A 25,315-nucleotide genomic window follows, 5' to 3' on the forward strand; every position below is an offset into this window, starting at 1 on the left:
GCCCGGCCGCCAGTGCCGCAGCCAGCCCGGCCGGGCCGGACCCGGCAATCAGCACGTCGCAATGCGCCCACGCCTTGTCGTAATGGTCGGGATCGGCGACGCCTGCAGCGCGGCCGAGGCCGGCGGCGCGGCGAATCGTTGGCTCGTAGATCGTTTCCCAGAATTTCGCCGGCCACATGAAGGTCTTGTAGTAGAAGCCGGCGACGAAGATCGGCGCGAACAGCTGATTGACCGCCATCAGATCGTGGCGCAGCGACGGCCAGCGGTTCTGGCTGGCGGCTTCGAGCCCGTCATAGAGTTCGGCCGTGGTCGCCTTGGTGTTCGGCTCGCGCCGCGCTCCGCTGCGCAGTTCGACCAGCGCGTTGGGCTCCTCCGAACCAGCGGTCAGGATGCCGCGCGGTCGATGGTATTTGAAAGAGCGGCCGACCAGCTTGACGCCATTGGCGATCAGCGCCGAGGCCAGCGTGTCGCCTTGGAAGCCGGCAAAGCTCTTGCCGTCGAAGCGGAAGGCCAGCGGCGCGGCGCGATCGATGAGACCGCCGCTCTCCAGCCGATGTATCTGCGCGGAGCCAACCATCAGGCGCCAACCTTGGCGGCACCAACGCCGGCCGCCGGCTCGACGGAGGAAATCTCATGCCTCAGCGTGTTGCGGGCGACCTTCAGCCAGGCCCGGCAGCCGCCGCCATGGTACCAGTATTCGCTCATCGGCCCGGCGATGTTGTCGCGCAGATAGACGTAGTCGAAGACCTCGTCTTCGGTGGCGCCGGCCGCCGGACGCACCGGCTTGGCGTCGCCCAGATAGGTGAACTCGCCGAGTTCGCGTTCGCCGCAGAAGGGACAGACAATGCGCATGCTTCTTCAGCCAGCCTTCAATGCAGGTTCGGTTGGGCGCCCTGGCCCTTTTCGTCGATCATCGCACCTCGCCGGAAGCGGTCGAGACGAAAGCGGGCAGCCTCCTTGTGCGGCTCGTCGCGCGCCAGCAGATGAGCAAAGACCAGGCCGGAGCCGGGCGTCGCCTTGAAGCCGCCATAGCACCAGCCGGCGTTGAGATAGAGCCCGTCGACCGGTGTTTTGTCGATGATCGGCGAGCCGTCCATCGACATGTCCATGATGCCGCCCCACTGACGCAGAAGCCGTATCCGGCCGATCATCGGCATCAGCGCCATGCCGCCTTCGCAGACGTCTTCCATGACAGGCAGATTGCCGCGCTGGGCGTAGGAATTGTAGCCGTCTATATCGCCGCCGAAGACCAGGCCGCCCTTGTCGGACTGGCTGACGTAGAAATGGCCGGCGCCGAACGTCATGACATTGGGGATCAGCGGCTTGATCGCCTCGGAGACGAAGGCCTGCAGCACATGGCTTTCGATCGGCAGCCGCATGCCGGCCATCGCCGCGACGCGCGACGAGGAGCCGGCGACCGCCATGCCGACCTTGGCCGCGCCGATCCTGCCGCGGCTCGTCTCGACGCCGGTCACCTTGCCGCTTCCATCGCGGACAAAGCCGGTCACCTCGCAGTTCTGGATGATGTCGACGCCGAGCGCGCTCGCCGCATGCGCATAGCCCCAGACCACGGCGTCGTGGCGCGCCGTGCCGCCGCGCCGCTGCAAAAGCCCGCCTTGCACTGGAAAGCGCGCATCGTCGAAGTTCAGGAACGGCATCATCTTCCTGACCGCCGCCAGATCGAGCAGTTCGGCATCGATGCCGTTGATGCGCATGGTGTTGCCGCGCCGCGCATAGGCGTCGCGCTGCGCGTCGGAATGGTAGAGGTTGATGACGCCGCGCTGGCTGACCATGGTGTTGTAGTTGAGGTCCTGCTCCATCCGCTCCCACAGCTTCATCGAAAGCTCGTAGAAACCGGTATTGCCGGGCAGCCCGTAATTGGAGCGGATGATGGTGGTGTTGCGGCCGGCATTGCCGGAGCCGATCCAGCCTTTTTCCAGCACCGCGACATTCCTGATGCCGTATTCGCTGGCGAGGAACCATGCCGTCGCCAGGCCATGGCCGCCGCCGCCGATGATCACCACGTCGTAGTGGCTCTTCGGGCTGGCGTCGCGCCAGGTGCGCTGCCAGTTCTTGTGGCCGGAAAATGCCGCCCGGGCGAGGGAGAAGATCGAGTATTTCATGAACCTGTTTCGCGCCGGCGTGCAACAATTCCGGATCAGATGTCGAGCGTGTGGTCGCGCTCCCACTGGGTGAAGTGGGAAGCATAGGAATTCCATTCCTGCTGCTTGAGCTTTAGATAGGCCGACGAGAATTCCTCACCCAGCGCCGCCTTGAGCGATTTGTCGTTGTCGAACTCGCGCAATGCGTCGAGCAGGTTGAGCGGCAGCTTCGGCGCGCCCTCGACCGTATGGCCGAACTGGTACATGTCGATGTCGTATCGCCTGCCGGGGTCGGCCTTCGAGCGGACGCCGTCAAGGCCGGCGGCGATGATGACGGCCTGCAGCAGATAGGGGTTTGCCGCGCCGTCCGGCAGGCGCAGCTCGAAGCGGCCGGGGCCGGGCACGCGCACCATGTGGGTGCGGTTGTTGCCGGTCCAGGTCACCGTGTTCGGCGCCCAGGTGGCGCCGGAGATGGTGCGAGGTGCGTTGATGCGCTTGTAGGAATTGACCGTCGGGTTGGTGATGGCGGCAAGCGCGGACGCATGTTTCATGATGCCGCCGAGGAAATTCCTGCCCTTGGCCGACAGGCCGAGCTCCATCGCATTATCGGCAAAGACATTGGTCTTGCCATCTTTGTCCCACACCGAGATGTGCGCATGGCAGCCATTGCCGGTCAGGCCCTGGAAGGGTTTAGGCATGAAGGTTGCGCGCAGGCCGTGCTTTTCGGCGACCGATTTCACCATGAATTTGAAGAAGGAATGCTTGTCGGCGGTCGCCAGCGCATCGTCGAAGGCCCAGTTCATCTCGAACTGGCCGTTGGCGTCCTCGTGGTCGTTCTGGTAGGCGCCCCAGCCGAGCGCCAGCATGTGGTCGCAGATCTCGGCGATCACATCGTAGCGGCGCATCACCGCCTGCTGGTCGTAGCAGGGCTTCGACGCCGTGTCATATTCGTCGGAAATCGTCTTGCCATCCGGCGAGATCAGGAAGAATTCGGCCTCGACGCCGGTCTTGATGTGCATGCCGTCGCCAGCGGCCTCCGCGATCAACCGCTTCAGCGTGTTGCGCGGCGCCTGCTCGACCGATTTGTCGTCCATGATGCAGTTGGCGGCGACCCAGGCGACCTCCGGCTTCCAAGGCAACTGGATCACCGAGGCCGGATCCGGCACCGCCAGCATGTCGGGATGCGCCGGCGTCAGGTCGAGCCAGGTGGCAAAGCCGGCAAAGCCGGCACCGTCCCGCTGCATGTCGGCGATCGCCTGCGCCGGCACCAGCTTGGCGCGTTGCCCACCGAACAGGTCGGTGTAGGATATCATGAAATATTTGACGCCCTTCTCCTTGGCGAAGGCGGCGAGATCGTTCCCCATTATAGTTCCTCGCTTACTGGCATTTGGTTTGTTTTAGAAGCCGTTCTTGCCCGGTATCCAGTTGGTGCCGGCCAGCGGCACGCCGGCCATGGCGGCGGCTTCGATCGTCAAGGCGACAAGATCCTCGGGCTCGAGATTGTGCAGGCTGTTCTTGCCGCAGGCGCGTGCGATTGTCTGAGCCTCAAGTGTCATCACCTTAAGATAATTCGCCAGCCGTCGGCCGGCCGCAATCGGATCGACCCGTTTCATTAGCTCGGGATCCTGCGTGGTGATGCCGGCCGGGTCGCGACCCTCATGCCAGTCGTCATAGGCGCCGGCGGTGGTGCCGAGCTCGTTGTATTCCGCCTCCCAGCGCGGGTCGTTGTCGCCGAGCGCGACAAGCGCTGCCGTGCCGATCGACACCGCATCGACGCCGAGCGCCAGCGCCTTGGCGACGTCGGCCCCGTTGCGTATGCCGCCCGAGACGATCAGCTGCACCTTGCGGTGCATGCCGAGATCCTGCAGCGCCTGCACCGCCGGCCTGATACAGGCAAGCGTCGGCTGGCCGACATTTTCAATGAACACTTCCTGGGTCGCCGCAGTGCCGCCCTGCATGCCGTCGACGACGACGACATCGGCGCCCGATTTCACCGCAAGCGCGGTATCGTAATAGGGCCGCGCGCCGCCGACCTTGACGTAGATCGGCTTTTCCCAGTCGGTGATTTCGCGCAGTTCGAGGATCTTGATCTCGAGGTCGTCCGGCCCGGTCCAGTCGGGGTGGCGCGAGGCCGAGCGCTGGTCGATGCCTTTCGGCAGCGTGCGCATTTCGGCGACGCGGTCGGAGATCTTCTGGCCGAGCAGCATGCCGCCGCCGCCGGGTTTGGCGCCCTGGCCGACGACCACTTCGATCGCGTCGGCGCGGCGCAGGTCGCGCGGGTTCATGCCATAGCGTGACGGCAGATACTGGTAGACCAGCGTTTTTGAATGGCCGCGCTCTTCCTCGGTCATGCCGCCGTCGCCGGTGGTCGTCGAGGTGCCGGACAGCGTCGCGCCGCGGCCGAGCGCTTCCTTCGCCGGGCCGGACAGCGAGCCGAAGCTCATGCCGGCAATGGTAATCGGGATTTTCAATTCGATCGGTTTCTTCGCATAGCGCGAACCGAGCACGACGCTGGTGTCGCAGCGCTCGCGATAGCCTTCGAGCGGGTAGCGCGAGATCGAGGCGCCGAGGAACAGAAGATCGTCGAAATGCGGCAGCTTGCGCTTGGCGCCGGCGCCGCGGATGTCATAGATGCCGGTCGCCGCGGCGCGGCGGATCTCGGAAAGCGTGTAGTCGTCGAAGGTCGCGGATTTGCGCGGCGTCGTCGGCGGGTTGCGATAGGTCATTGAGCCTCAATACGCGTCGGCGTTGTCGATATTGAAATTGTAGAGGGTACGAGCCGAGCCATAACGCTTGAACTCCGCCGCCTTGACGCCGGTCACACCGGCGCGGTCGAGCAAGCCTTGCAGCAATTCGAGATGCTCGGGCCGCATCTCCTTGGCGATGCAGTCGGCGCCGAGGCTTTCGACCTTGCCGCGCACGAAAAGCCGCGCCTCGTAGATGGAATCGCCGAGCGCATCGCCGGCGTCGCCCAGCACCACGAGGTTGCCGGACTGCGCCATGAAAGCCGACATGTGGCCGATATTGCCGTGGACGACGATGTCGATGCCTTTCATCGAGATGCCGCAGCGCGACGATGCGTTGCCTTCGATGACGAGCAACCCGCCCCGGCCGGTGGCGCCGGCATACTGGCTGGCATCGCCTTTGACGACGATCTGGCCGGACATCATGTTCTCGCCGACGCCGGGCCCGGCCGAGCCATGCACGGTGATGGTGCCGCCGTCGTTCATGCCGCCGCAATAATAGCCGACGCTGCCGCGCACATCGATGGCGACCGGCTGGTCGACGCCGACGGCGACCGAATGGCTGCCTCGCGGGTGGAGCACCTCCCAGGCGGTCTCGTTCGAACCGGGCGCCAGATCGTGCAGCGCCTGGTTGAGCTCGCGCAGCGACATTTCGGCCAGGTCGAAGACCCGCGATGCCTGGCCCGGCTCGCGCGCGGCCTTGGAGAGGTTGCCCGTATTGAAGGCATTGCTTGCCGGCATTGGTTCAATGCTCCCAGAAATAGACGGTTGCGGGCTCGGGTTCCCAGACCTTCGCATTGTCTATGCCGGGCAGTTTGGTGAGCGCACGATATTCCGAGCCGAAGGCGACATACTGGTCGGTTTCGGCCATTACGGCGGGCTTGCAGGCGATCGGATCGCGCACCACGCCGAAGCCGTTCTTGGTGCCGACGACGAAGGTGAAAAAGCCGTCGAGATCGCTCAGCGTGCCTTCCAGCGCCTCGCCCAGATTCTTGCCATGCGCCATCTGCGAGGAGAGATAGGCGGCAGCGACCTCGGTGTCGTTCTCGGTCTCGAATGTCATGCCTTCGCGGATCAGCTCGCGGCGGACATTGTTGTGGTTGGACAGCGAGCCATTATGCACCAGGCACTGGTCGGCGCCGGTCGAGAACGGATGCGCGCCCATCGTCGTCACCGCCGATTCGGTCGCCATGCGGGTATGGCCGATGCCGTGGGTGCCGGTCATCTCGCGGACGCCGAAACGGTCGACGACCGCTTCGGGCAAGCCGACTTCCTTGTAGATTTCGACGACGTCGCCGGCGCCCATGATGCGGATGTCGGGGCGCAGCGTCTGGATCGCCTCGCGCGCTTCGTCGATCTTGGCAGGCGTCGTCCGGACCACCGCATGCGTCGACTTCGCAGCAATGCTCACCGGCGCGCCGATTGCCTTGGCGAGTTCGGCGTCGAGGCCGCGGAAATCGCGCTCCGGCTTGGCCGACTGGATGGTGATCTTGGCTTCACTGGAGGGCGCGCCATAGATGGCGATGCCGGCGCTGTCGGGACCGCGATCGCTGAGCGAGATCAGCATCTCCGACAGCATCGCGCCAAGCTGGGGCTCGAGCGACTTGTCCTTCAAAAACAGTCCGACGATTCCGCACATGTCAGCCTCCGCGAGTTTGTTCCCTCCGAGATGTATCGAATGAGTCCCGAGAATTCAATTGGTATGAAAAAAATTTTCCTGTCGTTATATTTCGGCTGAGGCGCCGCCGGCCGCACTATCGCTGCGCTGGCCGCCATTGTGAACCCATTTGGCATAGCGGATGCGGGCGATCTTGTAGGCATCCAGGATCGACAGGGCATAGATCAGGAAGCCGCCGGCATGGCGTCCGACGAAGCTGGCGTCTGGCGGCGCGATCTTGGCGGTGACCCAGGCGAGGATCACCATGAAGAACAGGAATTGCAGGCCGCGCACCGGCACGCCGAGCACGACATGCCCGCTCGCCGGCAAGACAATCGCAGCGCCCAGAACCAGATAGGGGCTCGGTGGTGCGGGGGAGGTGGTGATCTGGCTGGTCATGCCGCTTGCCGTTCGCTTTGATTGATGGCATCGCGCAGCGCCGAAGCCGACGACAGCAGCCTCTCGATCAGCACCGGATCGAGCCTGACCGTGCCGAATTCGGCTTGCCGGAATACGCCGTAGCGCGCCCGCTCGGCCTCGGCCAGAAGCCAGACGATGCGCACGCCGTTCGGCGTGATCAACAATTCCTTGGCGCGCTCCTCAGCAAAGATATCGAGGTGGCCGGCGATGACGGTTTCGGGGAAGCGCACGCCCTTGCGGTCGCTCCGCAGCACCGCCTCGGCCGGAAATCCCGCCGCCTTCGGCAGCGTATGGTCGAGATGATCGAAATTGGAAAAGGTCGTCGGCGATCCCGGCCGCATCATCATATCGAAAGTGCCTGGTATCGCGACCTTTTCGGTGATCGAAACGCTCAGCCAGCGCGCCGGCAGCTTCCTGATCGCCAGCGTGTCGACGATGGTCCGCACCTGGACCCGCCGGCCGTTCCACGAGCCGGCGAAGGTGACGACGCCGGCAGTGCCGTCCGAGACGTTGGCCGCGTCGGGGATGACGGCGCGGACGCCGGCTTCGTCGGCGGCAAGCCCGGTCGAAGCCTTGGTGCGGCTGGCCCGCGCAAGCCAGGCTATATGGAGGACGAGAGCCAGGGCAACCGCCCCGGCGAGTGACGCTGAGATCATTTCAGACATCTCATCATGCACAGGCGCGCCCCATTCTGGGGCAGGGCTCTTGTATAGGAAGTCCCCCTCATCCGGCCGCGGAGCCTGTCCTCGGGCTTGCCGGAGGCAAGACCCGTGGGCGGCCACCTTCTCCCCGTTGGGGAGAAGAGGCTGGCATCAACGCCGGCGATCTCCTCTCCCCTCGGGGAGAGGTCGGATTGCCCCGAATTGCCCTTCGCAATTCGGTTGGCAATCCGGGTGAGGGGGCACTTTCCCATATGCGATTGCGCTGCGTTTTGGGGTGAGCCTCCTTTACTCCTGTCAGTAGCCCTGCGGNGTGAGGGGGCACTTTCCCATATGCGATTGCGCTGCGTTTTGGGGTGAGCCTCCTTTACTCCTGTCAGTAGCCCTGCGGCTTCGGCCACGGCATGGTGAACTGGGCACCACGGCGCACGAATTTGTAGCGGTAGAAGTGGAACCACAGCGAGATCAGGAAGTAGAAAGCGACCATGGCGATCAGCTGCGAACCAAAGCCGAGGAAGATCGCAAAGAAAGTGACGACGCAAAGGCAGAACAAGACGATCGCCGGCAGCGGATGGAACGGATGGGTGTAGCCGCGGCGGATCGAGCCGAGCGGCCACTTTTTCCTGAACATGATGATGTTGATGCTCATGAAGGTGTATTGCAGCACGCCCGACAGGATCGAGAAGGTGATCGCCTGGTTGAGGTCGGCGATGAAGGCGAAGGCGAGCGCGATCGGCAGCAGAAACAGGATCGAGCGATAGGGCGTGCGGTATTTCGGATGCACCGCCGAGAACCAGGTCGGCAGATAGCGGTCGCGGCCGAGCGAAAACCAGGCGCGCGCGGCGTCGTTGATGCAGCCATTGGCGGAGGCGAGCGCGGCAAGCAGCGTCGCGATGAACAACAGGTTTTCCAGCAGCGCACTGCCGGTCAGTTTGCCTGCGTCCCACAGCGGATAGTAGGTGATGCCGAGATATTCCCAGGGCATCAGAGAGGCGCAGACATACCAGGTCATGGCGGCGGCGATCAGAAGCGTGATCATGCCGGCCATCGTGCCGTAGGGCAGCGAGCGCGCCGGCGAGCGCACTTCCTCGGCCGCCTGCGTGGTGCCCTCGATGCCGAGATAATACCAGATGCCGAACTGGAAGGCGGCGATGACGCCGATCCAGCCATAGGGCAGGGCGTTGCCCGGGGTCACCAACTCGTTGAGCTTGAGCACGGCGCCTTGCGTCCACGGGCTGACCGAGAAGAACAGGATGACGATCGAGACATAGGCGATGGCGGTGATGACGAAGTTGACGTTGAGCGTCATCAGCACGCCGCGATAGTTGAGCCATGCCAGCACGACGATGGTCGCGGCGATGAAGGAATTGTGGTTGATGCCCTCGACGCCAGCCTTGGCGACGATCGTGTCGCCGAGCAGGATCGCGTCCGACACTTCGAGCATGGTGTAGGCAAAGACCAGGAACAGCGCGACGTTGAAGGCCATCAGCGGCCCGACAATGTGCTTGGCCTGGGCATATTGGCCGCCGGCGGCGGCAACCGTCGAGGTAACTTCGGAATCGATCATCGCGACCGACGTGTAGAGCAGCCCGACGATCCAGCAGACGATCAGCGCCGCCAGCGCGCCGCCCTTGTCCGCCGCGAAATTCCAGCCGGTGAATTCGCCGACCAGAACGATGCCGACACCGAGCGCCCAGACATGGGCGGGGCCGAGCACCCTGAGCAGTGAAACCCTGTCGCCTTGCACTTGCACCGCTGGTTCAGCCGTGATCGTCATCGTTCAATTCCCCACTCAGATCCGGTGTTTTTCGGACACGGCTTCAAGTTCGCCTTCCCTGGACGAGGTCAGCATCTCTTCGGAATAGGTCGTGTCGATCTTGAACCAGTCGTAGAGCATCCACAGCGCGAGCACGATCGAGATGCCCCAGCATGCGTAAGAGAGTGCCACCCACATGACGATGCTTCCCTATCTATTTGTCGCCGAACTTTTCGTCGATGACGTCGCGGTATTCGCGGTCCGATGCGCGGAACAGAAAGATGAAATAGCCGATCAGCACAGCCGCCATGATGATCAGCGTCGGCCAGTCGATGATGTAGTGGAACCGGTTCTGGATGATGTCGTGCGCGGTTTCCGGCGTGTAGCCGAGCTTTTCCCAGATCGAGGCCATGGTCGGGTTTTGTCCGAGCGCTTCCCACGTCTTGGCGTCAAGCGCGTCGATGGATTTTGCCGCCCCTGCCAGCCCTAGTTTCAGCGGCAGCCACAGCGCGACGAAAATCGCGACCACGACGACGGCGATATCGAAAACCTGTCCGGCCTTGCTCTGTTCGGGCGGTGTATAGCGGGCCATGCGTCTCCCCCTCAGGACTTGCGGTTGCGGTAGGCGTCGGCGTTCTTGATGTCGAGGCCGTAGATGAAGTCCTTGTCTTCCTTGTAGTGGTTGACCATCGCCAGGATCGCGGCCGTGTTGAAGATCAGCACGGCGGCGGCGGCGACCGCGACGACGAGCTTGATGCCGGCGTCGGGGACGTATGGCCATGTCATGAACAGGACAAAGAGGATCGTCGCCCACAGGCAGACGATCAGGAGCATGGATCCACGCACGTCGGAACGGTACAACGCTTCCACGCGCTGTTGCAGGTCGGACATCGGCTTTCCCCTTTTTCAACGCCGGTCCGGATTGGCCGGTCATTGCCCTCTTTCAAGAGAGTGAAATTTTTTTCATAAAATCCGGCCGAATTCTGGAATTGTCAAGACGATTTTACGCGACGTTAACCGTTTGTTTGGGCTCGTCGGATTTGCCTGACAATGAAATTATTTGCTTACGGGTATTGCAGGCTCCCTGCGTTTGCGGTCAATATTCAAGGCAACGCTCCCGCCTGTGTTCAGGGAGCAGGGGAAAGCAAAAAGGTTTCTTTCGAACGGAGGACAGCGGATGACGGCATCCTGGAGATTTTCGACGCTTGCGGACCGCCATCGCGCGCTCGGCTCGAAGCTCGAGGACTGGAGCGGCATGGGTACCGCCTGGACCTACGACAAGGACGCCGACGAAGAGTATATCGCCATCCGCACCAAGGCCGGCCTGATGGACGTCTCCGGCTTGAAGAAGGTCCACATCACCGGGCCGCACGCCTCGCACCTGATCGATCTGGCGACGACGCGCGACGTCGAAAAGATCTATCCCGGCAAGTCGGCCTATGCCTGCATGCTCAACGAGGCCGGCAAGTTCACCGACGACTGCATCCTCTACCGCACCGGCCCGAATTCCTGGATGGTCGTGCATGGCTCGGGCACCGGCCATGAAGAGCTGCAACGCGCTTCGGTCGGTCGTGACGTGTCGCTGCGCTTCGATGACAATCTGCACGACCTTTCGCTGCAGGGGCCGCTAGCCGTGGATTATCTTGCAAGGCATGTGCCCGGCATTCGCGACCTCAATTATTTCCACCACATGCAGACGCAGCTGTTCGGCTTTCCCGTGATGATCTCTCGCACCGGCTATACCGGCGAACGCGGCTACGAGATTTTCTGCCGTGGCCAGGACGCCGGAACGATCTGGGACAGGATCCTCGACGAGGGCAAGAGCGCCGGCATCATCCCGTGCCGCTTCACCACGCTCGACATGCTGCGCGTCGAGAGCTACCTGCTGTTTTACCCCTACGACAATTCGCAGAAATACCCGTTTGAGAACGAAGGCCCGGGCGACACGCTGTGGGAGCTTGGTCTCGACTTCACCGTCAGCCCCGGCAAGACAGGCTTTCGCGGTGCCGAGGAGCACTATCGCCTCAAGGGCAAGGAGCGCTTCAAGATCTTCGGCGTGCTGCTCGAAGGCAAGGAGCCGGCCGACGAGGGCGCACCGGTCTATCGCGACGGCAAAAAGGTCGGCGTGGTGACCTGCGCCATGTATTCGCCGCTTGTCAAAAAATCGATGGGCATCGCCCGGCTCGAGGTCGACTGCGCGGTGCAGGGCACCAGGCTCGAGATCCGCAACAAGAGCGGCGCCATCAGCGCAATCGCCGAGCCGCTTCCTTTCGATGATCCGAAGAAGACCAAGCGCACGGCGAAAGGCTGAGGCATACTGCGGGTATGGCAGCGAAAAGCATCATCAGCCGTCCGGTCTATGGGACCCTGTCTCCGCAGCCTGGCAAGCATCATCTTTTCATAGCGGATGCAGAAGGAGCGCTGGCGATTGCCGATCTGGCCGCCAAGGCACCGGCGGATTTCTTCGGCGGCGCCCACATCATCTTCATTCCCGGCCGCGACGGCAAATACGCCGATGCGCTCGAAGCCCTGAAGCCGGCGCAGTTCTACCTCGGCCATTCCTTCGCCAGCGCCCTGCCGCGGCTGAAGCAGACGCTGGCCAACGCGCATATGGGCCTCAGGCTCTACCTTGCCGGCACCGAAGGGCTGATCGGACAGGCCATGCAGGCGGCGCTCGAAGCCGGCATCGACCACACCTCGATCCAGACCGAGCATCGCGGCTCGCTGGCGCGCCGCATGCAATGCGTCCACTGCAAGGGCATCACCGAGAACGTGACGACGCAGCCGGCGACCTGTTCGCATTGCGGCCTGCTGCTTCTGGTGCGCGATCATTATTCGCGGCGGCTCGCCGCCTTCCAGGGCGTCTGCATCAATGCCGAGGACCGCAGCGAAATTCCTCCGATCGAGGAGGTCTTTCGATGAGCACCGGCACCACCAAGCTCGATGTCCTCGTCAGCGATGTCGTCCCGGTCAACGAGCTGGTGACGCGCTTTCATTTCCGCCGGCGCGACGGCGAGCTTTTGCCGACCTTCTCCGGCGGCGCCCATGTCGTCGTCGAGATGCGCGATGGCGAACGCACCAGGCTCAATCCCTATTCGCTGATGGGCTCGCCGCTCGACACCCGCGAATACACCATCTCGGTGCGCCGCGACGACGCCGGCCGCGGCGGCTCGCTGTTCATGCACAGGCAGGTCAGGCCGGGCACGGAGATGGTGGTCAGCTATCCCGTCAACCTGTTCTCGCTCGATCTGCGCGCCAGGAAGCATCTGATGCTGGCCGGCGGCATCGGCATCACCCCGTTCATGGCGCAGACCGCGCAGCTGGCGGCGGAAGGCGGCAATTTCGAACTGCATTACACCTGCCGCACCGCCTCGCTCGGCACCTATGCCGACCTGCTGAGAGAGCGCTACGACCGCCGGGTCAGGCTCTATCACGACGACCGCGACGAGCGCGTCGATCTCGACCGGCTGCTGTCGTCGCAGCCGCTCGGCACGCATCTCTATGTCTGCGGCCCGTCGGGCATGATCGGCTGGGTGCGCGAGCGTGCCGCCGCCCTCGGCTGGCCTCCCGAGACCGTGCATTTCGAGCATTTCGCGGCCCCGCAGCCCGGCGCGCCCTTCGACGTGACGCTGGCGCTCAGCGGCAAGACAATCCGTGTCGACGAGCAGCAGAGCCTGCTCGAGGCGATCGAGGCGGCCGGCGTCGATCCGCCCTATCTCTGCCGCGGTGGCGTCTGCGGCCAGTGCGAGACCAACGTCATTTCGCATGACGGCAAATTCATCCACAACGACCACTGGCTGAGCGAGGAAGACCACCGTTCGGGCTGCAAGATCATGCCCTGCGTCTCACGCTTCGAGGGCAGGTCGCTGGTGCTGGAAAGATAGGAGGCGAGCTTGGGCATCACCTTTCGCAAGGAAACCTTCCGCGACGACTTCACCTTCAGGAACAGCCCCGAGCACATCAGGCGGTTCCCGTTCCCGTTCCATGAAGACAGCTACATGTATGCCGTCAACATCGAGCCGCATGTCGTCGGGCCGAAGGGCAGCGTGCTGGAGAACCTGATCGACGTCGACGAGCACTATGTCGCCGAGATGCAGGACCGCGCTTTGGTGTTGGCCGAGGACCCGTTGCGCTGCCAGTCGCTGCCGCACATGACGCTGGCCGGCTGGGATCTGCTCGAGCTTTTGATGGAGCAGCAGGCGCTGGGCTATCCCGAGCATTTCATGCTGATCCGCGACGGCGACCGCTGGCGCTGGATCAACCGGCCGCTCGGCATCGACGACAGCTTCACCTTCGGCGATGTCTCGACGCTGCCCTATGGGCCGATGGAATACATCACCCGCCAGAGCCAGGGCGATTTCTGCATCCTCGACCAGCGCGACGGCAATCTGTGGATGGATGCCGGCATGGTCACCACCCAGGCCGACTGGTCGCTCGATTTCGACATCGGCATGAACTTCTTCGAATGGCACGCGCCGGTGCCGCTGGCGCATGAGAAGGGCATCTTCGTCCGGGCGCTGAAATTCCTCACCAACATCCAGCAGGGCAAGCCGGCGCGCCGGCTGAACTGGACGATGACCATCAATCCGCGCCTCGATACCAGCCCGGAAAATTACCACAAATGGGGTCCGGACCGCGCCACGGTGACGCCGGAAAACGTCGGCGACAAGGTTCATCTGCGCGTCGAGCTGCAGAGCTTCTGGCGGCTGCCGCGCTCGAATGCGATCGTCTTCCCGATCCGCTGCTATCTGATCAAGATGGACGAGCTGGTGACGCAGCCGAAATGGGCACGGCGGCTGCACCGCGTCATCCGCGACCTGCCCGAGGAACTCGCCACCTACAAGGGCCTGACGCGCTATCGGCCGACGCTGGTCGAATGGCTGTCGAAGCTGGATGATGGGAGTGCGACGTCAGCGGGTTTTGGGCCTGATTGAGGTTCTGTTTGCGAGGTTCGCGCTGCCCGTCAAGCTGCCAATCTCCCCCCAAGAGGGGGAGATGCCCGGCAGGGCAGAGGGGGGCGCGAAGGAACGCAACCCTTTCCGACCTCCTGCGAAAGACTATCAACAGTCTAAGCTCGCACCCACGATCGATTGATAAGTCGGCGGGACAGCGCCCCCCTCTGTCCTACCGGACATCTCCCCCACGAGGGGGGAGATTGGCCAACTCACCCCGCGCTCTGCGGGTAGCAGATGATCGACAGATAGCGCATCGGCAGGACGCTCAGCACTTCCGGTCCGTGCGGCGCATCGGCGTCGAAGAACAGGCTGTCACCGGGCTTCATCGGGTAGAGATTGCTGCCGTGCCGGTAAACCACCTCGCCCTCGAGCATATAGAGGAATTCCATGCCTTCGTGCTGGAAGGTCGGGAACACGTCGGAATCCTCGGTCAGCGTGATCAGATAGGGTTCCACGACGACGCCGCTGGTGTTGGAGCCGATATGGCCGAGCAGATTGTACTGGTGGCCGGCGCGCGTGCCGCGGCGCTCGACGTCGAGCCCTTCGCCGGCCTTGACGAAGACGGCGCTGCGCTCCTCCTCGAAACGGCGGAAGAAGGCGGTGACGGGAACGCCGAGCGCCCGTGACAGCGCCTGCAACGTGGTCAGCGATGGCGAGGTGATGCCGTTCTCGATCTTCGACAGCATGCCAAGCGAAATGTCGGTGGCGGCAGCCAGATCGGCGACGGTGATGCCGAGCTTTTTGCGGAATGCCCGCACCTCGCGGCCGATCGCGACTTCCAGCACTTTTTCGCGAGTATCGCGAATGGCATGCGGGTTCTGGGTGAGCGGCGCGCGTATCTTGCGCGGATCGATTGCAGCGGCCGACGGCTTGGCTTTGCCGGCGGTGCCGGCATCATGCTTCAGACTGGTCGCTTTTTTCGCCATTTCGCCACCCCGGACGTTGCCGATTCATTTCACTCACGGTGAACATATTCGGTGCCGATATAGAAGCGCAACTGCCACGGCAAGCTACTCCGCGTCGAATCGCGCGCAGCCGGATTTTCGCCCGAGGTCCTGCGTCGCGTGGAAATCCGGCTTGATGAACAAGGTTTCCATCATGAGGCCGGTTGACAGCATCGAAGGGGCAATTACTGTCCTGTCAGTGAAATTTGTTTCGTTAGGGAAATGAGATCGGGAGGCCCGGAATGAAAGATCGTGTTGCCGTCATCGGAGCCGGGCCGTCCGGCATGGCCCAGCTCAGGGCCTTCAAGTCGGCCGCCGACAAGGGCGCCGATATTCCCGAGATCGTCTGCTTCGAAAAGCAGTCCGACTGGGGCGGCCTGTGGAACTACACCTGGCGCACCGGCCTCGACGAGCACGGCGACCCGGTGCACGGCTCGATGTACCGTTACCTCTGGTCGAACGGCCCGAAGGAATGCCTGGAATTCGCCGACTACACCTTCGAGGAGCATTTTGGCCGGCCGATCGGCTCCTATCCGCCACGCGCCGTGCTGTGGGACTACATCAAGGGCCGCGTCGAAAAATCCGGCGTGCGCCAATGGGTGCGCTTCAACAGCCCGGTGCGCATGGTCACCTTCTCCGAAACAACAAAAAAATTCACCGTCACCGCGCATGACCGCACCAACGACGTCACCTATTCGGAAGAGTTCGACAATGTCGTCGTCGCTTCGGGGCATTTCTCCGTGCCCAACGTTCCCTATTTCGAGGGCTTTTCGACCTTCAACGGCCGTATCCTGCACAGCCACGATTTCCGCGACGCGATGGAATTCAAGGGCAAGGACATCTTGATCATCGGCCGCTCCTATTCGGCCGAGGACATCGGCTCGCAATGCTACAAATACGGCGCCAGATCGATCACCTCCAGCTACCGCTCGAAGCCGATGGGCTTCAAATGGCCGGACAATTGGAAGGAAGTGCCGCTGCTGCAGAAGGTCGTCGGCAAGACCGCGCATTTCAAGGACGGCAGCACCAAAGACGTCGACGCCATCATCCTGTGCACCGGCTATCTCCACTCCTTCCCGTTCCTCACCGAGGATTTGAAGCTGAAGACCGCCAACCGTATGTGGCCGGACGGGCTCTACGAGGGCGTCGTCTGGGAGAAAAACCCGAAGCTGTCCTATATCGGCATGCAGGACCAGTTCTACACCTTCAACATGTTCGACGCGCAGGCCTGGTTCGCCCGCGACGTCATCATGGGCCGCATCAAGCTGCCCTCGGCCGAAGCAATGGCCGAGCACGGCCGGAAATGGCGGGCACGTGAAGAAACACTTGAAGACGCCGAGCAGATGATCTGGTTCCAGGGCGACTACACCAGGGAGCTGATGGAGCAGACCGACTATCCCGGCTTCGATGTCGAGGCTGTCAATCAGACCTTCATGGAGTGGGAGCACCACAAGGCGGAAGACATTATGGGCTTCCGCGACCACGCCTACCGCTCGCTGATGACCGGCACGATGGCGCCGCTGCACCATACGCCCTGGCTGCAGGCGATGGACGATTCAATGGAAAGCTATCTCGAGGTGAAGGGCGTGGCGGCGGAGTAAGCAGTCCGAACGGCGATTGACTTGCCTCAGTTAACTTCCCGCGCCGGGTCGGCTGCCAGCGCCAGGGAATTTGCGACGTGCTCGAGGTGCTCCTCGCTCAGGATGCTGGTCGCGACGCGCACGGCGCTGGTCTTTCCGGTCGAAAACTTCGCCCCGGCATGGACCGCGATGCCGTGTGCGGCCAGCTGGACGTCGACCGAAAACATTATCCCGACAAGTGTTGTCGACGGGGGCCGATCGGCACTCCCGCCGCAACAAGCCTCATGTGGTTTTCTCGCGGCCGGGCCGATTTAGGGTGCTCGCGTATGTGTGAATCTTCGCGATATGGGCGAGCACCTCGGCCTTGCTTGGCCCGCGAGCTATGACAGCCCAGTCGGTTGAGGACGGGCGGGTATCCTTTCCAAATGAACGAGACATGGTCTGATCTCCTGTGGTTTCGGTTGCGAAGCGTTCTCGGCGCTTACGGGAGATCGCACCGCGCGAGGAAGCAAAGCGTTTGAAGGCCCGCCGTTTCGCTGATTGCGGATCTGGCGCTGTTCACGACTGGTTGACGCAAAAAAACCTCTCGTTTTCCCACTGTTGTTCCCACTGCACGTCAAACGCTGCCGGCCGAGGTTTAGCCGTCCGGGGCGATCCCGGTCGCGCAACATCCGAACCCAGGAGTGAATGACATGCAGGACGATACAATGGTCATGGAAAAGGCTTCCGTTAAGAAGGCGTCGCGGGAGCCGAGGAACGGCGTCAATACGCCCACCCTTCTGGCCACCATCAATGCCGTCGCGGGCCAGCCGGAGCTTGCCAAGTTCCAGTTCCGGGCCAAGAGCCGCTGGATCACCGGCACGCACAGCCGCAGCACGATGGCCAACTTCTTCGGCGCTGGCGCCGAGCAGCCGCATGTGACGGCATACCAGGCCGACAGCGATCATCCGGCGGTCCTGTGCGGCGAAGACAACGGCCCGACGCCGGTCGAATACCTACTCCACGCGCTTGCTTCCTGCCTCACCGCCGGCATCGCGAACATCGCGGCCGCGCGCGGCGTGACGCTGCATGAGGTGGAATCGACCGTCGAAGGCGACATCGACCTTCGCGGCATCCTCGGCATCTCTAACGAAGTCCGCAACGGCTACCAGGGCATCCGTATCTCCTTCAAGATCAAGGGCGATGCTTCGGCTGAGAAGCTCGAGGAAATCGTAATGCAGTCGCGCGCCCGTTCCGCGGTGTTCGACGTGCTGACCAACGGCGTGCCGGTCTCGGTTGCCGTGAAGGGCTGATCTCCAGTTCGGAAGAGCAATATCGCCGGCCTCGTCCCGTAAAAGAATGGCGCCGGCGATCTCGTACCCCTGCTTACAAGGCGCGAATTCCATGCGACGCACAGACGTGGCCGTTATCGGCGCCGGACAGGCGGGTTTAGCCATGAGCCGGTGCCTGTCCGAGCGCGGGGTCTACCACGTCGTGCTGGAGCGCGGCCGCATCGCGGAGCGCTGGCGCAGCGAACGGTGGGATTCGCTGCGCCTGCTGACGCCCAACTGGATGACACGCCTGCCCGGCGGCGGTTATCGCGGAGCCAATCCCGACGGCTTCATGACAATGGCCGAGACGGTGGGGTTCCTAGAGGATTACGCGTGCTCGATCACCGCACCGGTGGAGGACGGTGTGGAGGTGCTTTCGACCGAAAGGGTCGACGGAGGCTTCCGGCTGCTGACCGATCGCGGCCAATGGAGCGTGCGTGCGGTCGTGGTCGCGACCGGATACAGCGACCGGCCACGCATTCCGCCACTAGCAAAGCAGATCTCCTCCCGGATCAGGCAGGTCGTGCCGCGGGACTATCGCAATCCTCAGCACCTGCCCCAGGGTGGCGTTCTCGTGGCCGGGGCCTCGGCGACCGGCATACAACTTGCGGAGGAGATCAATCGCTCCGGACGCCCGGTGACCCTGTCGGTCGGCAGTCATACACGCCTACCGAGGCTTTACCGCGGGCACGACATCCTGTGGTGGCTCGACCGGCTGGGAATGCTTGCCAAGCCTGTCGCTGAAGTTCCGGATCTCACCGCGGCACGGCGGCAGCCCTCCCTGCAGCTGATAGGCACACCCGAGCGCAGGACGCTCGACCTTGCCGGTCTTCGGGAGCAAGGCATTCGTCTTGTCGGTCGAGCGGCTGCCGCCTGCGATGCACGCATTCGGTTCAACGGCGATCTCGCCGAAACGACCATGGCGGCGGAACGCAGGCTGAGGCGCGTGCTGGCCAATATAGACCGCGCGGCCGCCGGCGATGGCCTCTACTCGATCGATCCCGGTTCCATTCCGAGCCTGATCCTGAGCGCCGAGGCGACCGAAATCGATCTCATCGACCAGGGTATCCAGACGATCATATGGGCTACCGGCTATCGCCGGGAATACCCATGGCTGAAGCTGGATGTGTTCGACGCCCGGGGCGAAATCCTGAACGATGGCGGCGTCTGCGCGTATCCGGGACTCTACGTGCTCGGCCTCAATTTCATGCGCCATCGAAGCTCCAGCTTCCTCGACGGCGTCGGCCGCGATGCGGAGGCGCTGGCGGCTCACCTGGCAATGTTTCTCGACGTCTCCCGCCGAGCAGCGGCCTGACCGCCGAATACAACGCTAGCGCGGCAAAAATCGACGTTGCCTTCAACGATGAAGCTCACGGCGGACAACGACAAGGGCTCCACTGGCGCCGTAGTCAGCGCCCGCAACCATGGAGAAAATCAAAATGAGTGAAATGGTGAACCCATCCCTGTGCCTCACCAGAACGCGAGGTTTGCGCTGGGCTGGCGGAACAATGTTGGCCGCAGTCTGGCGTTTCATTCGTATCCAACGGGACCGTAGACAGCTTTATGAGTTGCCGGACTACATCTTGCGCGACATCGGCATCACCCGCTTCGAGATCAACTGGATCACTTCGTTTGCCGGGCGTGATCCCAGCCGCCGCACGCGTTTTTTGAGGGCGGAGGAGGGCGGGGCTCGATGATTGCCGCATCGACGTCCCACGTCACGCATAGGGCGTGTCAGGCACCGCTTGTCATCGCCCTGCACTGCTCAGGCGGCAGCGGACGGCAATGGCGCAGCCTGGCGGAGCGGCTCGATGACAGCTACCGGCTCATCGCACCCGATCTGATCGGGGCGCCGGGCGGCGGCACCTGGACTGGTGCCGGCGCTTTCCATCTGACCCACGAAGCCGCCGGTATCCTGGAGATGATCGACCACCATGACGGGCCTGTGCATCTTGTTGGCCATTCCTATGGTGGTGGATTGGCCCCGCATATAGCGGCGATGCGTCCAGACCGGCTGGCCAGCCTCTCCCTTTATGAGCCGTCTGCCTTTCACCTGCTGCGCGAGCTGGACTGTGAGGGCCACGAGGCGCTCGGCGAAGTCTTGGCGATCGCAGGCACCGTCCATGACGGCCTGATCAACGGCAGTTACCTGACCGCGACAGCTCATTTCATCGACTACTGGGGTGGGGCCGGCATCTTCGCCGCGATGAAGCCGGAACTTCAGGCTGCACTCGTGCGGTTTCTGCCGAAGGCCAGCCTGGACTTCCACGCATTGATCCATGAATCGACGCCAGCAAGCGAATATGCCCGATTTGGCTTTCCGGTCTTGGTATTGCGCGGCGAATTTGCACCAGTTCCGACGCGGCTCATCGCCCGCGAACTCGTTTCCCGCGTTCCGGCCGCAATCGGGGCGATTGTTCCTGGCGCCGGACATATGGGACCGCTGACCCACGCAGACGTGGTGGCGGATCGTTTGGTCCGGCAGATATCGTTCCATGACACCGCGGGGTCGCGAGCTGCGTGACCGCGGCTTGCTTGCCCTACAGGCAGCGCAAACCTTCGAAGCAGATCCCTGGATGCGGAGGGATCAAGCCGTAACCGCCATGGGAACGCGATCGGGCAGGACACTTCCGGTCGGCTCCTCCATGCCGGAGAAATCCTCCCGCATCTGCATTTCTGTGTAGAGCTTGGCCGCTTGCGCGAGAGTTGCATCCGCGCCAGCAATCTTGCCGCGCCGCTTCGCGAGCCCGAGAGCTAGCAAGGAGCGGGCAAGCTCCGGCCGCAATTCAACCCGCCTGGCAAGATTGCAGGCCTGTTCGAGCCAGCCAATGGCCGATCTGGAAGGCTTCAGCTCGGCAAGGCCGCGCAGTACGATGATCTCGCTCCACGGATCGCCGCGTCCCCGCGCAAGCTCGAGCGCATGGCCGAGATTGGCCGCAGCTTCCGGCTCATACAGGCGCGCACGCACGCATGCGAGCACCGCGCGCGCGTGACATTCGAACTGGGCAAGATCGAGCCGCTCAGCCTCGGTCACCGCCATTTCCAAGGTGGCGCCCGCGTCGTGGTTGCGGCCGAGCAGGAATTCCGCATGCCCGAGCACGGTCAACAGCCATGGCCGGAGTAGGATAGATGCGCTGGTAGCGGCTTCGGAGGACCACAATTGCAGCGCCTCGACAAGCGCCGGCTCGGGGCCGCGCAGGACGCCCACCACACCGGTGAAATAGGCGGCCGCGCAGCTATCGATCGGGCGCGCCACTTCGGCGGCGACCTTCTGCAGTTCGGCAAGCGAACGTTCCGCATCATCGAACCGGCCAAGGCGTGCTTCCGCCTGCGCGCGGTGCCCCAGGTACCAAACCGCACGCGCACCGAGCTGTCCGAAACGCTCCAGACGCCAAGCTTTGGTGAACCTCTCCTCATGCGGAACAAGCCGCTCCAGCACCTGCCGCGCCTCGCTGCGGATCAGAAGCGCCTGTGAGGCGGCCAGGTCCGACTCGCTTATGCAGCGCTGCACGCCATTTGCCGTCGCGCCGCGCTTGAGTGTGTCGGCCGGTTCCAGCGCCTCCTCGTAGCGGCCGTGGGAGCTGTTGAGATAGCTCAAGTGGAGCAACACGTCGGAGATGAGTTGCGGATCGCCCAGTTCCATGGCCAGTTCGCGCGCTTCCAATAGCTGCGGCAGCGCCTTCCGATAGGCACCCAGGGCGCCGTAGGCGGGCCGCATCCGCACCCGCAGGTTGATCGCCTGGGCGAGGGTTTTCGGATTTCGGGGCAGCGCGGCGACTGCTTTGCGGGCGTTTTCGAGGAACTGGACCGCGGCGGAATAGGCCGAGCGTTCCTCGGCCCGGCCCGCCGCTTGCAGCAGATAATCCGCGGCCGGTTCCCAAGCCTCGGCACGAAGCGCGTGTTCGGCCAGTTCCTCGATGTGGTGGTTCAGCGATCCGGCATAGAGTCTGTCCATCGCAACCAATGCAGCCCGATGCAGCCTTTTTCGGTCCTCCGCCAGGAGAGATTCGTAGGTCACCTTGAGCGTCAACGCGTGCTTGAACGTATACTCCACGTGAGGATAGCTCTGGACCTCGAACAGGAATTCCAAACTCTGCAGTTTGGCCAGGCATACCCCCAGCTCCGCCTCCGAGAGCGGCGAGAGCGCCCTCAGCAGGGGATACGGAACATTCTTGCCGATAACCGAAGCGAGTTGGAGTGCCTGCCTTTCCGAGTCACCCAGCTGCTGGATACGTGCGGCGATGAGCGATTGAACTGTCGACGGGATGGTGATGGAATCCACTGGCCTCTTGAGCTCGTAGCGGCCGGACTGGCCGGCAAGTGCACCGTCCGCAACCAATCCGCGCACCATTTCTTCCAGGAATAGCGGCGTGCCCTCGGCCCGCTCGGCAAGCGATTGCCGCAGTTCCCCCAAGCTGGGATCGGATCCCAGCAATTCGGTGAGGAACTGCTCCATTTCGTCCCGCGCGAACCGCTCCAACCTTATCTGCTGGAAATAGCCGCGGCGGTTCCATTCGTGTCGGTACTGCGGCCTGTAGGTGGCGAGCAGCATGATACGGTTGGCGCCCATGACCTCGACCAGCCTGTTCATTACGGCCTCGCTCTCGGCATCGATCCAGTGCAGATCCTCGATAAGCACGGCTACGGGCGAGGCCCGGCTCAAGGCAACGAGAAATGCGCTCATCGCCTCGGATACCCGTGAGGTCCGCTCCCGCGCATCGAGATGCCACCAGGAAGAATCGTCGACCGGCAGGTCCGCGAGGAAGGAAAGCGGCGCCGTATGACTTGGATCCAGGTCCAGTTCAGCCCGTTTGAATGCAAACAGGCGCTGGGCTTCCGCCAAGCCGTCTTCGCCACGAATGCCACAAGCCGAGAGCAGCAGCTTCTTTACAGCACCCAGAGTAACTGATGAATCAAACTCCAGACCGCCACATTCAAGCACAGTAAAACCGGCCACCTCGTCGAGGGAGAGAAATTCATGGGCAAGCCTCGACTTGCCCATGCCGGCGTCGGCGACGATCCCGGCGACCTGGCCGTGGCCCTCCCTGACCCGGCGCCAGGTTGCAAGAAGGATTTTCAGCTCGAGCTCGCGCGCCACCAGTCCGGTGAGGCCGCGATTGGCCCTCAGGTGCCAGCGCGACAAAGCGTGATTTTCGCCCAACAGCTCGTAAATGCGTTCCTCGTGGCCAAGTTGCGGATGCTCCGAATGCGCTAAGCGGTGCATCTGCACATAGCCCCCGGCGGCTGCGCGCGCCCGGCCTGTCGCGGCGATCGTCGCACGGTGCAAGGCACGCATCAGCCGGTTGGCCGCACGCGGCGCGGCTCCGGCCAGTTCAACCTTGCTGGCTTTGGTCGTCCATTGCTGCCGCACGATCACCTCGCCGGTGTCTATTCCGGCCCTCAACTGGATCCCGCCCTGGGAAAGCTCCTCCACTGCCAGCTTGGCCGCAAGCGCGGCGCGGCATGCAAGATAAGCGTGATCCTCGGTGGCGCGAGCGAGGCCGAATGCTGCGGTGATTGTCCCGTCAGCAGCCGACGTGACGACGCCGCCATGGCTCTCCACGACGTCTATCACCCGATCCTCGACGGGCTGGAATTCGCGGATCGCCACTTCCGGATCCTCCGTTTCGAGGAGATGCATGGGACTGACCACTTCCGCGGCCAGCACTGTTATGTATTGCCGAGAGCGGTTGATTCCCAAGGACGCCGGAGGGCCTGCCAGTTGCTGCGTCTGTTCGGGGTCGGCAAGGAAACGACGCGTTTCGTCGACGAAGGTCGCGAATGCCGGTTCGTGGCCAAGCAGCACGTGGTTGACGCTGTCTAGCGCAACGAAACGCGCGCCGGGGATTTTCCCAGCCATCGCCTGGCCATGATCGAACGGAATGACCGCGTCTCCCGTAGCATGCATCACCAGGGTCGGGACGCGGACCCGCGGTAACAGCTCGTCAACGTCAATGACGGCGCCTTCCTCGAAGATGCGATGGGCAATCTCCGGCGAGACGGTATTGCGTTGCAACTCGTTATACCAATTCCTCTGTTCCGGCGTTGCTTCCGGAATGAAGAGGGAGGTGAACATTTGCCGGAACACCGGGTCGTCTTGGCCCCAGCCTTCCTGAATCAGCGCTCCCATCGCTTCGCGGCGTGCTATTTCGCGCTGATTGCCCCGTTTGCGCCAACCTTTGGTGAATCCGCCATACAGCACCATCCCCGCCACACGCTCTGGATGCCGGACGGCATAGGCTATCGAAACGGCGCACCCCTGGGAAATGCCAAGCAGGGAAACGCGGCGCAGACCAGCGGCATCGATGATGCTCTCCAGGTCGGCAACCATGGCCTCGAAGGACAGGTCGGCGGGATACCGGTCCGACAGGCCGTTGCCGCGCTGGTCGTAACGTATCAGCTGGTAGTGCGCGGAGAGGCCCTCGATCCAATGCTTCCACACCGGACTGTCCCATTCGAGCTCGAGATGGGACATCCAGTGGGCGGCCCTTACCAAAGGGGGGCCTTGACCACTCAAGGAATAGGCCAAGCGCGCGCCGTCGGGCGTCGTGCACCGGCGAATCTCCTGCGCAAGGATTCGCTCCGGCGGAGAGGCAAGCTGTATCTCCGACGCAGGCAAAACACGCGTCGGAGGGACGTTCTCATCGGCGGGAGCGACCCCGATGTCGCTACTCGAAGCGCGGCTCTGGACCATGGCGGATTGCCGTGCTGCCTCGCTCAGCCGGCGGATGTCCGCTCGAAGAGCCTCGTCCCCAGGCTCCAACCCGTCCAGGACATGCGCGTACGGAAGTGCCCGCGCCGGCTCAAGCCGGTCGACGAGCACCCGAAGGATGCGCAGATGCGTCACGTGCAGTTCGTCGGCGGTCGCAATGCGCCAGGCTTCGAATTCCGGACAGCGCGGCAGTGAAAGATCATCCAGGAAACGGCCGCGGAACGCTCCGGCGAGGGCCTCCAGTTTCTCCGGTCCGAGAGCCTCTATGTCACGACCGCCGAGGCCCCGGAGCGGCGCGATGTCCAGCACGACTTCGCTGGTGTTCAGGCGAACTGCGTTGCGGTCGGCTTGCAGGATCTCGCCGTTCCCGAGGTCGACGACCTGTCGGATCTTCGAGAGACTCCAGCGCAGGGCGCCGCGAGGATCGTCCGGTACCTCCCAGAACATCTCGCAAAGGCGCTCGCGCCGCTGCGGGC

General features: G+C 63.3%; 25 protein-coding genes. 9 read left to right on the plus strand and 16 right to left on the minus strand.

The genetic code is table 11. The features are described from left to right. The 13 genes from X773_RS0136940 to X773_RS40775 all read right to left on the minus strand — a co-directional run. Positions 1-577, minus strand: a 577-nt coding sequence (locus X773_RS0136940; protein WP_031211008.1) for a 2Fe-2S iron-sulfur cluster-binding protein, incomplete at its 3' end; no start/stop codon positions are given. After that, positions 577-852, minus strand: coding sequence for a sarcosine oxidase subunit delta (locus tag X773_RS40720; protein WP_023673981.1), 276 nt, complete (start codon positions 850-852; stop codon positions 577-579). The genes X773_RS0136940 and X773_RS40720, both read right to left, overlap by 1 nt. A 17-nt stretch (positions 853-869) precedes the next feature. Continuing rightward, positions 870-2,123: a sarcosine oxidase subunit beta family protein gene (locus X773_RS40725; RefSeq protein WP_023673982.1), complete on the minus strand. Its 1,254-nt coding sequence runs from the start codon at positions 2,121-2,123 to the stop codon at positions 870-872. A 35-nt stretch (positions 2,124-2,158) separates the two neighbouring features. After that, entirely contained in the window at positions 2,159-3,466 is a 1,308-nt protein-coding gene (glnT, locus tag X773_RS40730; RefSeq protein ID WP_023673983.1) for a type III glutamate--ammonia ligase, read from the minus strand. 33 nt (positions 3,467-3,499) lie between these two features. After that, positions 3,500-4,828, minus strand: a complete 1,329-nt coding sequence (locus X773_RS40735; RefSeq protein ID WP_023673984.1) for an FMN-binding glutamate synthase family protein — start codon at positions 4,826-4,828, stop codon at positions 3,500-3,502. Between the two features lie 6 nt (positions 4,829-4,834). Next, positions 4,835-5,497, minus strand: a complete 663-nt coding sequence (locus X773_RS40740; protein WP_245274607.1) for a GXGXG domain-containing protein — start codon at positions 5,495-5,497, stop codon at positions 4,835-4,837. A 94-nt stretch (positions 5,498-5,591) separates the two neighbouring features. Beyond that, positions 5,592-6,485, minus strand: a complete 894-nt coding sequence (locus tag X773_RS40745; RefSeq protein WP_023673986.1) for a glutamine amidotransferase family protein — start codon at positions 6,483-6,485, stop codon at positions 5,592-5,594. An 84-nt stretch (positions 6,486-6,569) separates the two neighbouring features. Next, entirely contained in the window at positions 6,570-6,902 is a 333-nt protein-coding gene (locus X773_RS40750) for a hypothetical protein (protein WP_023673987.1), read from the minus strand. Beyond that, positions 6,899-7,588: a hypothetical protein gene (locus X773_RS40755; protein WP_031211010.1), complete on the minus strand. Its 690-nt coding sequence runs from the start codon at positions 7,586-7,588 to the stop codon at positions 6,899-6,901. The genes X773_RS40750 and X773_RS40755 overlap by 4 nt, the downstream gene beginning before the upstream one ends. 370 nt (positions 7,589-7,958) lie before the next feature. Beyond that, positions 7,959-9,359, minus strand: a complete 1,401-nt coding sequence (locus tag X773_RS40760) for an amino acid permease (RefSeq protein WP_023673990.1) — start codon at positions 9,357-9,359, stop codon at positions 7,959-7,961. Positions 9,360-9,374: 15 nt separating this feature from the next. After that, on the minus strand, positions 9,375-9,536 hold the full coding sequence (locus tag X773_RS74165) for a hypothetical protein (RefSeq protein ID WP_023673991.1): 162 nt from the start codon (positions 9,534-9,536) through the stop codon (positions 9,375-9,377). A gap of 16 nt (positions 9,537-9,552) precedes the next feature. Further along, the gene (locus tag X773_RS40770; RefSeq protein WP_023673992.1) at positions 9,553-9,930 is read right to left on the minus strand and encodes a hypothetical protein; all 378 of its coding nucleotides are present in this window, start codon (positions 9,928-9,930) and stop codon (positions 9,553-9,555) included. An 11-nt stretch (positions 9,931-9,941) separates the two neighbouring features. Further along, complete coding sequence (locus X773_RS40775; RefSeq protein WP_023673993.1) at positions 9,942-10,229, minus strand: hypothetical protein; 288 nt, start codon at positions 10,227-10,229, stop codon at positions 9,942-9,944. A 286-nt stretch (positions 10,230-10,515) separates the two neighbouring features. On the opposite strand from X773_RS40775, the gene X773_RS40780 reads away from it, so the two are divergent. Genes X773_RS40780 through X773_RS40795 form a run of 4 tightly spaced genes read left to right on the plus strand, consistent with a single transcriptional unit; the run spans position 10,516 to position 14,272 of the window. Then, on the plus strand, positions 10,516-11,649 hold the full coding sequence (locus X773_RS40780) for an aminomethyltransferase family protein (protein ID WP_023673994.1): 1,134 nt from the start codon (positions 10,516-10,518) through the stop codon (positions 11,647-11,649). Positions 11,650-11,663: 14 nt separating this feature from the next. Continuing rightward, the gene (locus X773_RS40785) at positions 11,664-12,260 is read left to right on the plus strand and encodes a dimethylamine monooxygenase subunit DmmA family protein (protein WP_023673995.1); all 597 of its coding nucleotides are present in this window, start codon (positions 11,664-11,666) and stop codon (positions 12,258-12,260) included. Then, entirely contained in the window at positions 12,257-13,222 is a 966-nt protein-coding gene (locus X773_RS40790; RefSeq protein ID WP_023673996.1) for a PDR/VanB family oxidoreductase, read from the plus strand. Before X773_RS40785 ends, X773_RS40790 begins: the two co-directional genes overlap by 4 nt. A 9-nt stretch (positions 13,223-13,231) precedes the next feature. After that, entirely contained in the window at positions 13,232-14,272 is a 1,041-nt protein-coding gene (locus tag X773_RS40795; protein WP_023673997.1) for a DUF3445 domain-containing protein, read from the plus strand. 230 nt (positions 14,273-14,502) lie between these two features. Here the strand turns inward: X773_RS40795 and X773_RS40800 are convergent, their stop codons facing one another. After that, the gene (locus tag X773_RS40800) at positions 14,503-15,219 is read right to left on the minus strand and encodes an XRE family transcriptional regulator (RefSeq protein ID WP_023673998.1); all 717 of its coding nucleotides are present in this window, start codon (positions 15,217-15,219) and stop codon (positions 14,503-14,505) included. A gap of 260 nt (positions 15,220-15,479) precedes the next feature. Between X773_RS40800 and X773_RS40805 the strand changes: the two genes are divergently transcribed. Continuing rightward, a complete protein-coding gene (locus X773_RS40805) occupies positions 15,480-16,838 on the plus strand; it encodes an NAD(P)/FAD-dependent oxidoreductase (RefSeq protein ID WP_023674000.1) in 1,359 nt (452 codons plus the stop codon). 26 nt (positions 16,839-16,864) lie between these two features. Here the strand turns inward: X773_RS40805 and X773_RS40810 are convergent, their stop codons facing one another. Then, positions 16,865-17,044, minus strand: a complete 180-nt coding sequence (locus tag X773_RS40810) for a hypothetical protein (protein ID WP_023674001.1) — start codon at positions 17,042-17,044, stop codon at positions 16,865-16,867. Positions 17,045-17,524: 480 nt separating this feature from the next. Between X773_RS40810 and X773_RS40815 the strand changes: the two genes are divergently transcribed. The 4 genes from X773_RS40815 to X773_RS40830 all read left to right on the plus strand — a co-directional run bounded on the left by X773_RS40815 (position 17,525) and on the right by X773_RS40830 (position 20,651). Continuing rightward, a complete protein-coding gene (locus X773_RS40815; protein ID WP_245274597.1) occupies positions 17,525-18,109 on the plus strand; it encodes an OsmC family protein in 585 nt (194 codons plus the stop codon). Positions 18,110-18,215: 106 nt separating this feature from the next. Beyond that, positions 18,216-19,442, plus strand: a complete 1,227-nt coding sequence (locus tag X773_RS40820) for an NAD(P)-binding domain-containing protein (protein ID WP_245274598.1) — start codon at positions 18,216-18,218, stop codon at positions 19,440-19,442. Positions 19,443-19,566: 124 nt separating this feature from the next. After that, entirely contained in the window at positions 19,567-19,824 is a 258-nt protein-coding gene (locus X773_RS40825) for a DUF1127 domain-containing protein (protein WP_198023510.1), read from the plus strand. After that, positions 19,821-20,651 carry an alpha/beta hydrolase gene (locus tag X773_RS40830; protein WP_023674005.1) on the plus strand — a complete coding sequence of 277 codons (831 nt, stop codon included), beginning with the start codon at positions 19,821-19,823 and terminating at the stop codon, positions 20,649-20,651. Before X773_RS40825 ends, X773_RS40830 begins: the two co-directional genes overlap by 4 nt. A gap of 63 nt (positions 20,652-20,714) precedes the next feature. Here X773_RS40830 and X773_RS73530 read toward each other — a convergent pair whose 3' ends face one another. Next, complete coding sequence (locus X773_RS73530) at positions 20,715-25,148, minus strand: alpha/beta fold hydrolase (RefSeq protein WP_210164201.1); 4,434 nt, start codon at positions 25,146-25,148, stop codon at positions 20,715-20,717. Between the last annotated feature and the right edge of the window lie 167 nt (positions 25,149-25,315).

It is taken from the genome of Mesorhizobium sp. LSJC280B00, assembly GCF_000502835.1.
Classification (GTDB): Bacteria; Pseudomonadota; Alphaproteobacteria; order Rhizobiales; family Rhizobiaceae; genus Mesorhizobium.

Coding starts and splice junctions, on each gene's coding strand:
- X773_RS40810 (WP_023674001.1), bottom strand. CDS start 17,044: ATGTTTTCGGTCGACGTCCAGCTGGCCGCACACGGCATCGCGGTCCAT.
- X773_RS74165 (WP_023673991.1), bottom strand. CDS start 9,536: ATGTGGGTGGCACTCTCTTACGCATGCTGGGGCATCTCGATCGTGCTC.
- X773_RS40805 (WP_023674000.1), top strand. CDS start 15,480: ATGAAAGATCGTGTTGCCGTCATCGGAGCCGGGCCGTCCGGCATGGCC.
- X773_RS40750 (WP_023673987.1), bottom strand. CDS start 6,902: ATGACCAGCCAGATCACCACCTCCCCCGCACCACCGAGCCCCTATCTG.
- X773_RS40720 (WP_023673981.1), bottom strand. CDS start 852: ATGCGCATTGTCTGTCCCTTCTGCGGCGAACGCGAACTCGGCGAGTTC.
- X773_RS40775 (WP_023673993.1), bottom strand. CDS start 10,229: ATGTCCGACCTGCAACAGCGCGTGGAAGCGTTGTACCGTTCCGACGTG.
- X773_RS40760 (WP_023673990.1), bottom strand. CDS start 9,359: ATGACGATCACGGCTGAACCAGCGGTGCAAGTGCAAGGCGACAGGGTT.
- X773_RS40790 (WP_023673996.1), top strand. CDS start 12,257: ATGAGCACCGGCACCACCAAGCTCGATGTCCTCGTCAGCGATGTCGTC.
- X773_RS40770 (WP_023673992.1), bottom strand. CDS start 9,930: ATGGCCCGCTATACACCGCCCGAACAGAGCAAGGCCGGACAGGTTTTC.
- X773_RS40735 (WP_023673984.1), bottom strand. CDS start 4,828: ATGACCTATCGCAACCCGCCGACGACGCCGCGCAAATCCGCGACCTTC.
- X773_RS40815 (WP_245274597.1), top strand. CDS start 17,525: ATGGTCATGGAAAAGGCTTCCGTTAAGAAGGCGTCGCGGGAGCCGAGG.
- X773_RS40755 (WP_031211010.1), bottom strand. CDS start 7,588: ATGTCTGAAATGATCTCAGCGTCACTCGCCGGGGCGGTTGCCCTGGCT.
- X773_RS40825 (WP_198023510.1), top strand. CDS start 19,567: ATGAGTGAAATGGTGAACCCATCCCTGTGCCTCACCAGAACGCGAGGT.
- glnT (WP_023673983.1), bottom strand. CDS start 3,466: ATGGGGAACGATCTCGCCGCCTTCGCCAAGGAGAAGGGCGTCAAATAT.
- X773_RS40740 (WP_245274607.1), bottom strand. CDS start 5,497: ATGTCGCTGCGCGAGCTCAACCAGGCGCTGCACGATCTGGCGCCCGGT.
- X773_RS40830 (WP_023674005.1), top strand. CDS start 19,821: ATGATTGCCGCATCGACGTCCCACGTCACGCATAGGGCGTGTCAGGCA.
- X773_RS40785 (WP_023673995.1), top strand. CDS start 11,664: ATGGCAGCGAAAAGCATCATCAGCCGTCCGGTCTATGGGACCCTGTCT.
- X773_RS40725 (WP_023673982.1), bottom strand. CDS start 2,123: ATGAAATACTCGATCTTCTCCCTCGCCCGGGCGGCATTTTCCGGCCAC.
- X773_RS40780 (WP_023673994.1), top strand. CDS start 10,516: ATGACGGCATCCTGGAGATTTTCGACGCTTGCGGACCGCCATCGCGCG.
- X773_RS40800 (WP_023673998.1), bottom strand. CDS start 15,219: ATGGCGAAAAAAGCGACCAGTCTGAAGCATGATGCCGGCACCGCCGGC.
- X773_RS40745 (WP_023673986.1), bottom strand. CDS start 6,485: ATGTGCGGAATCGTCGGACTGTTTTTGAAGGACAAGTCGCTCGAGCCC.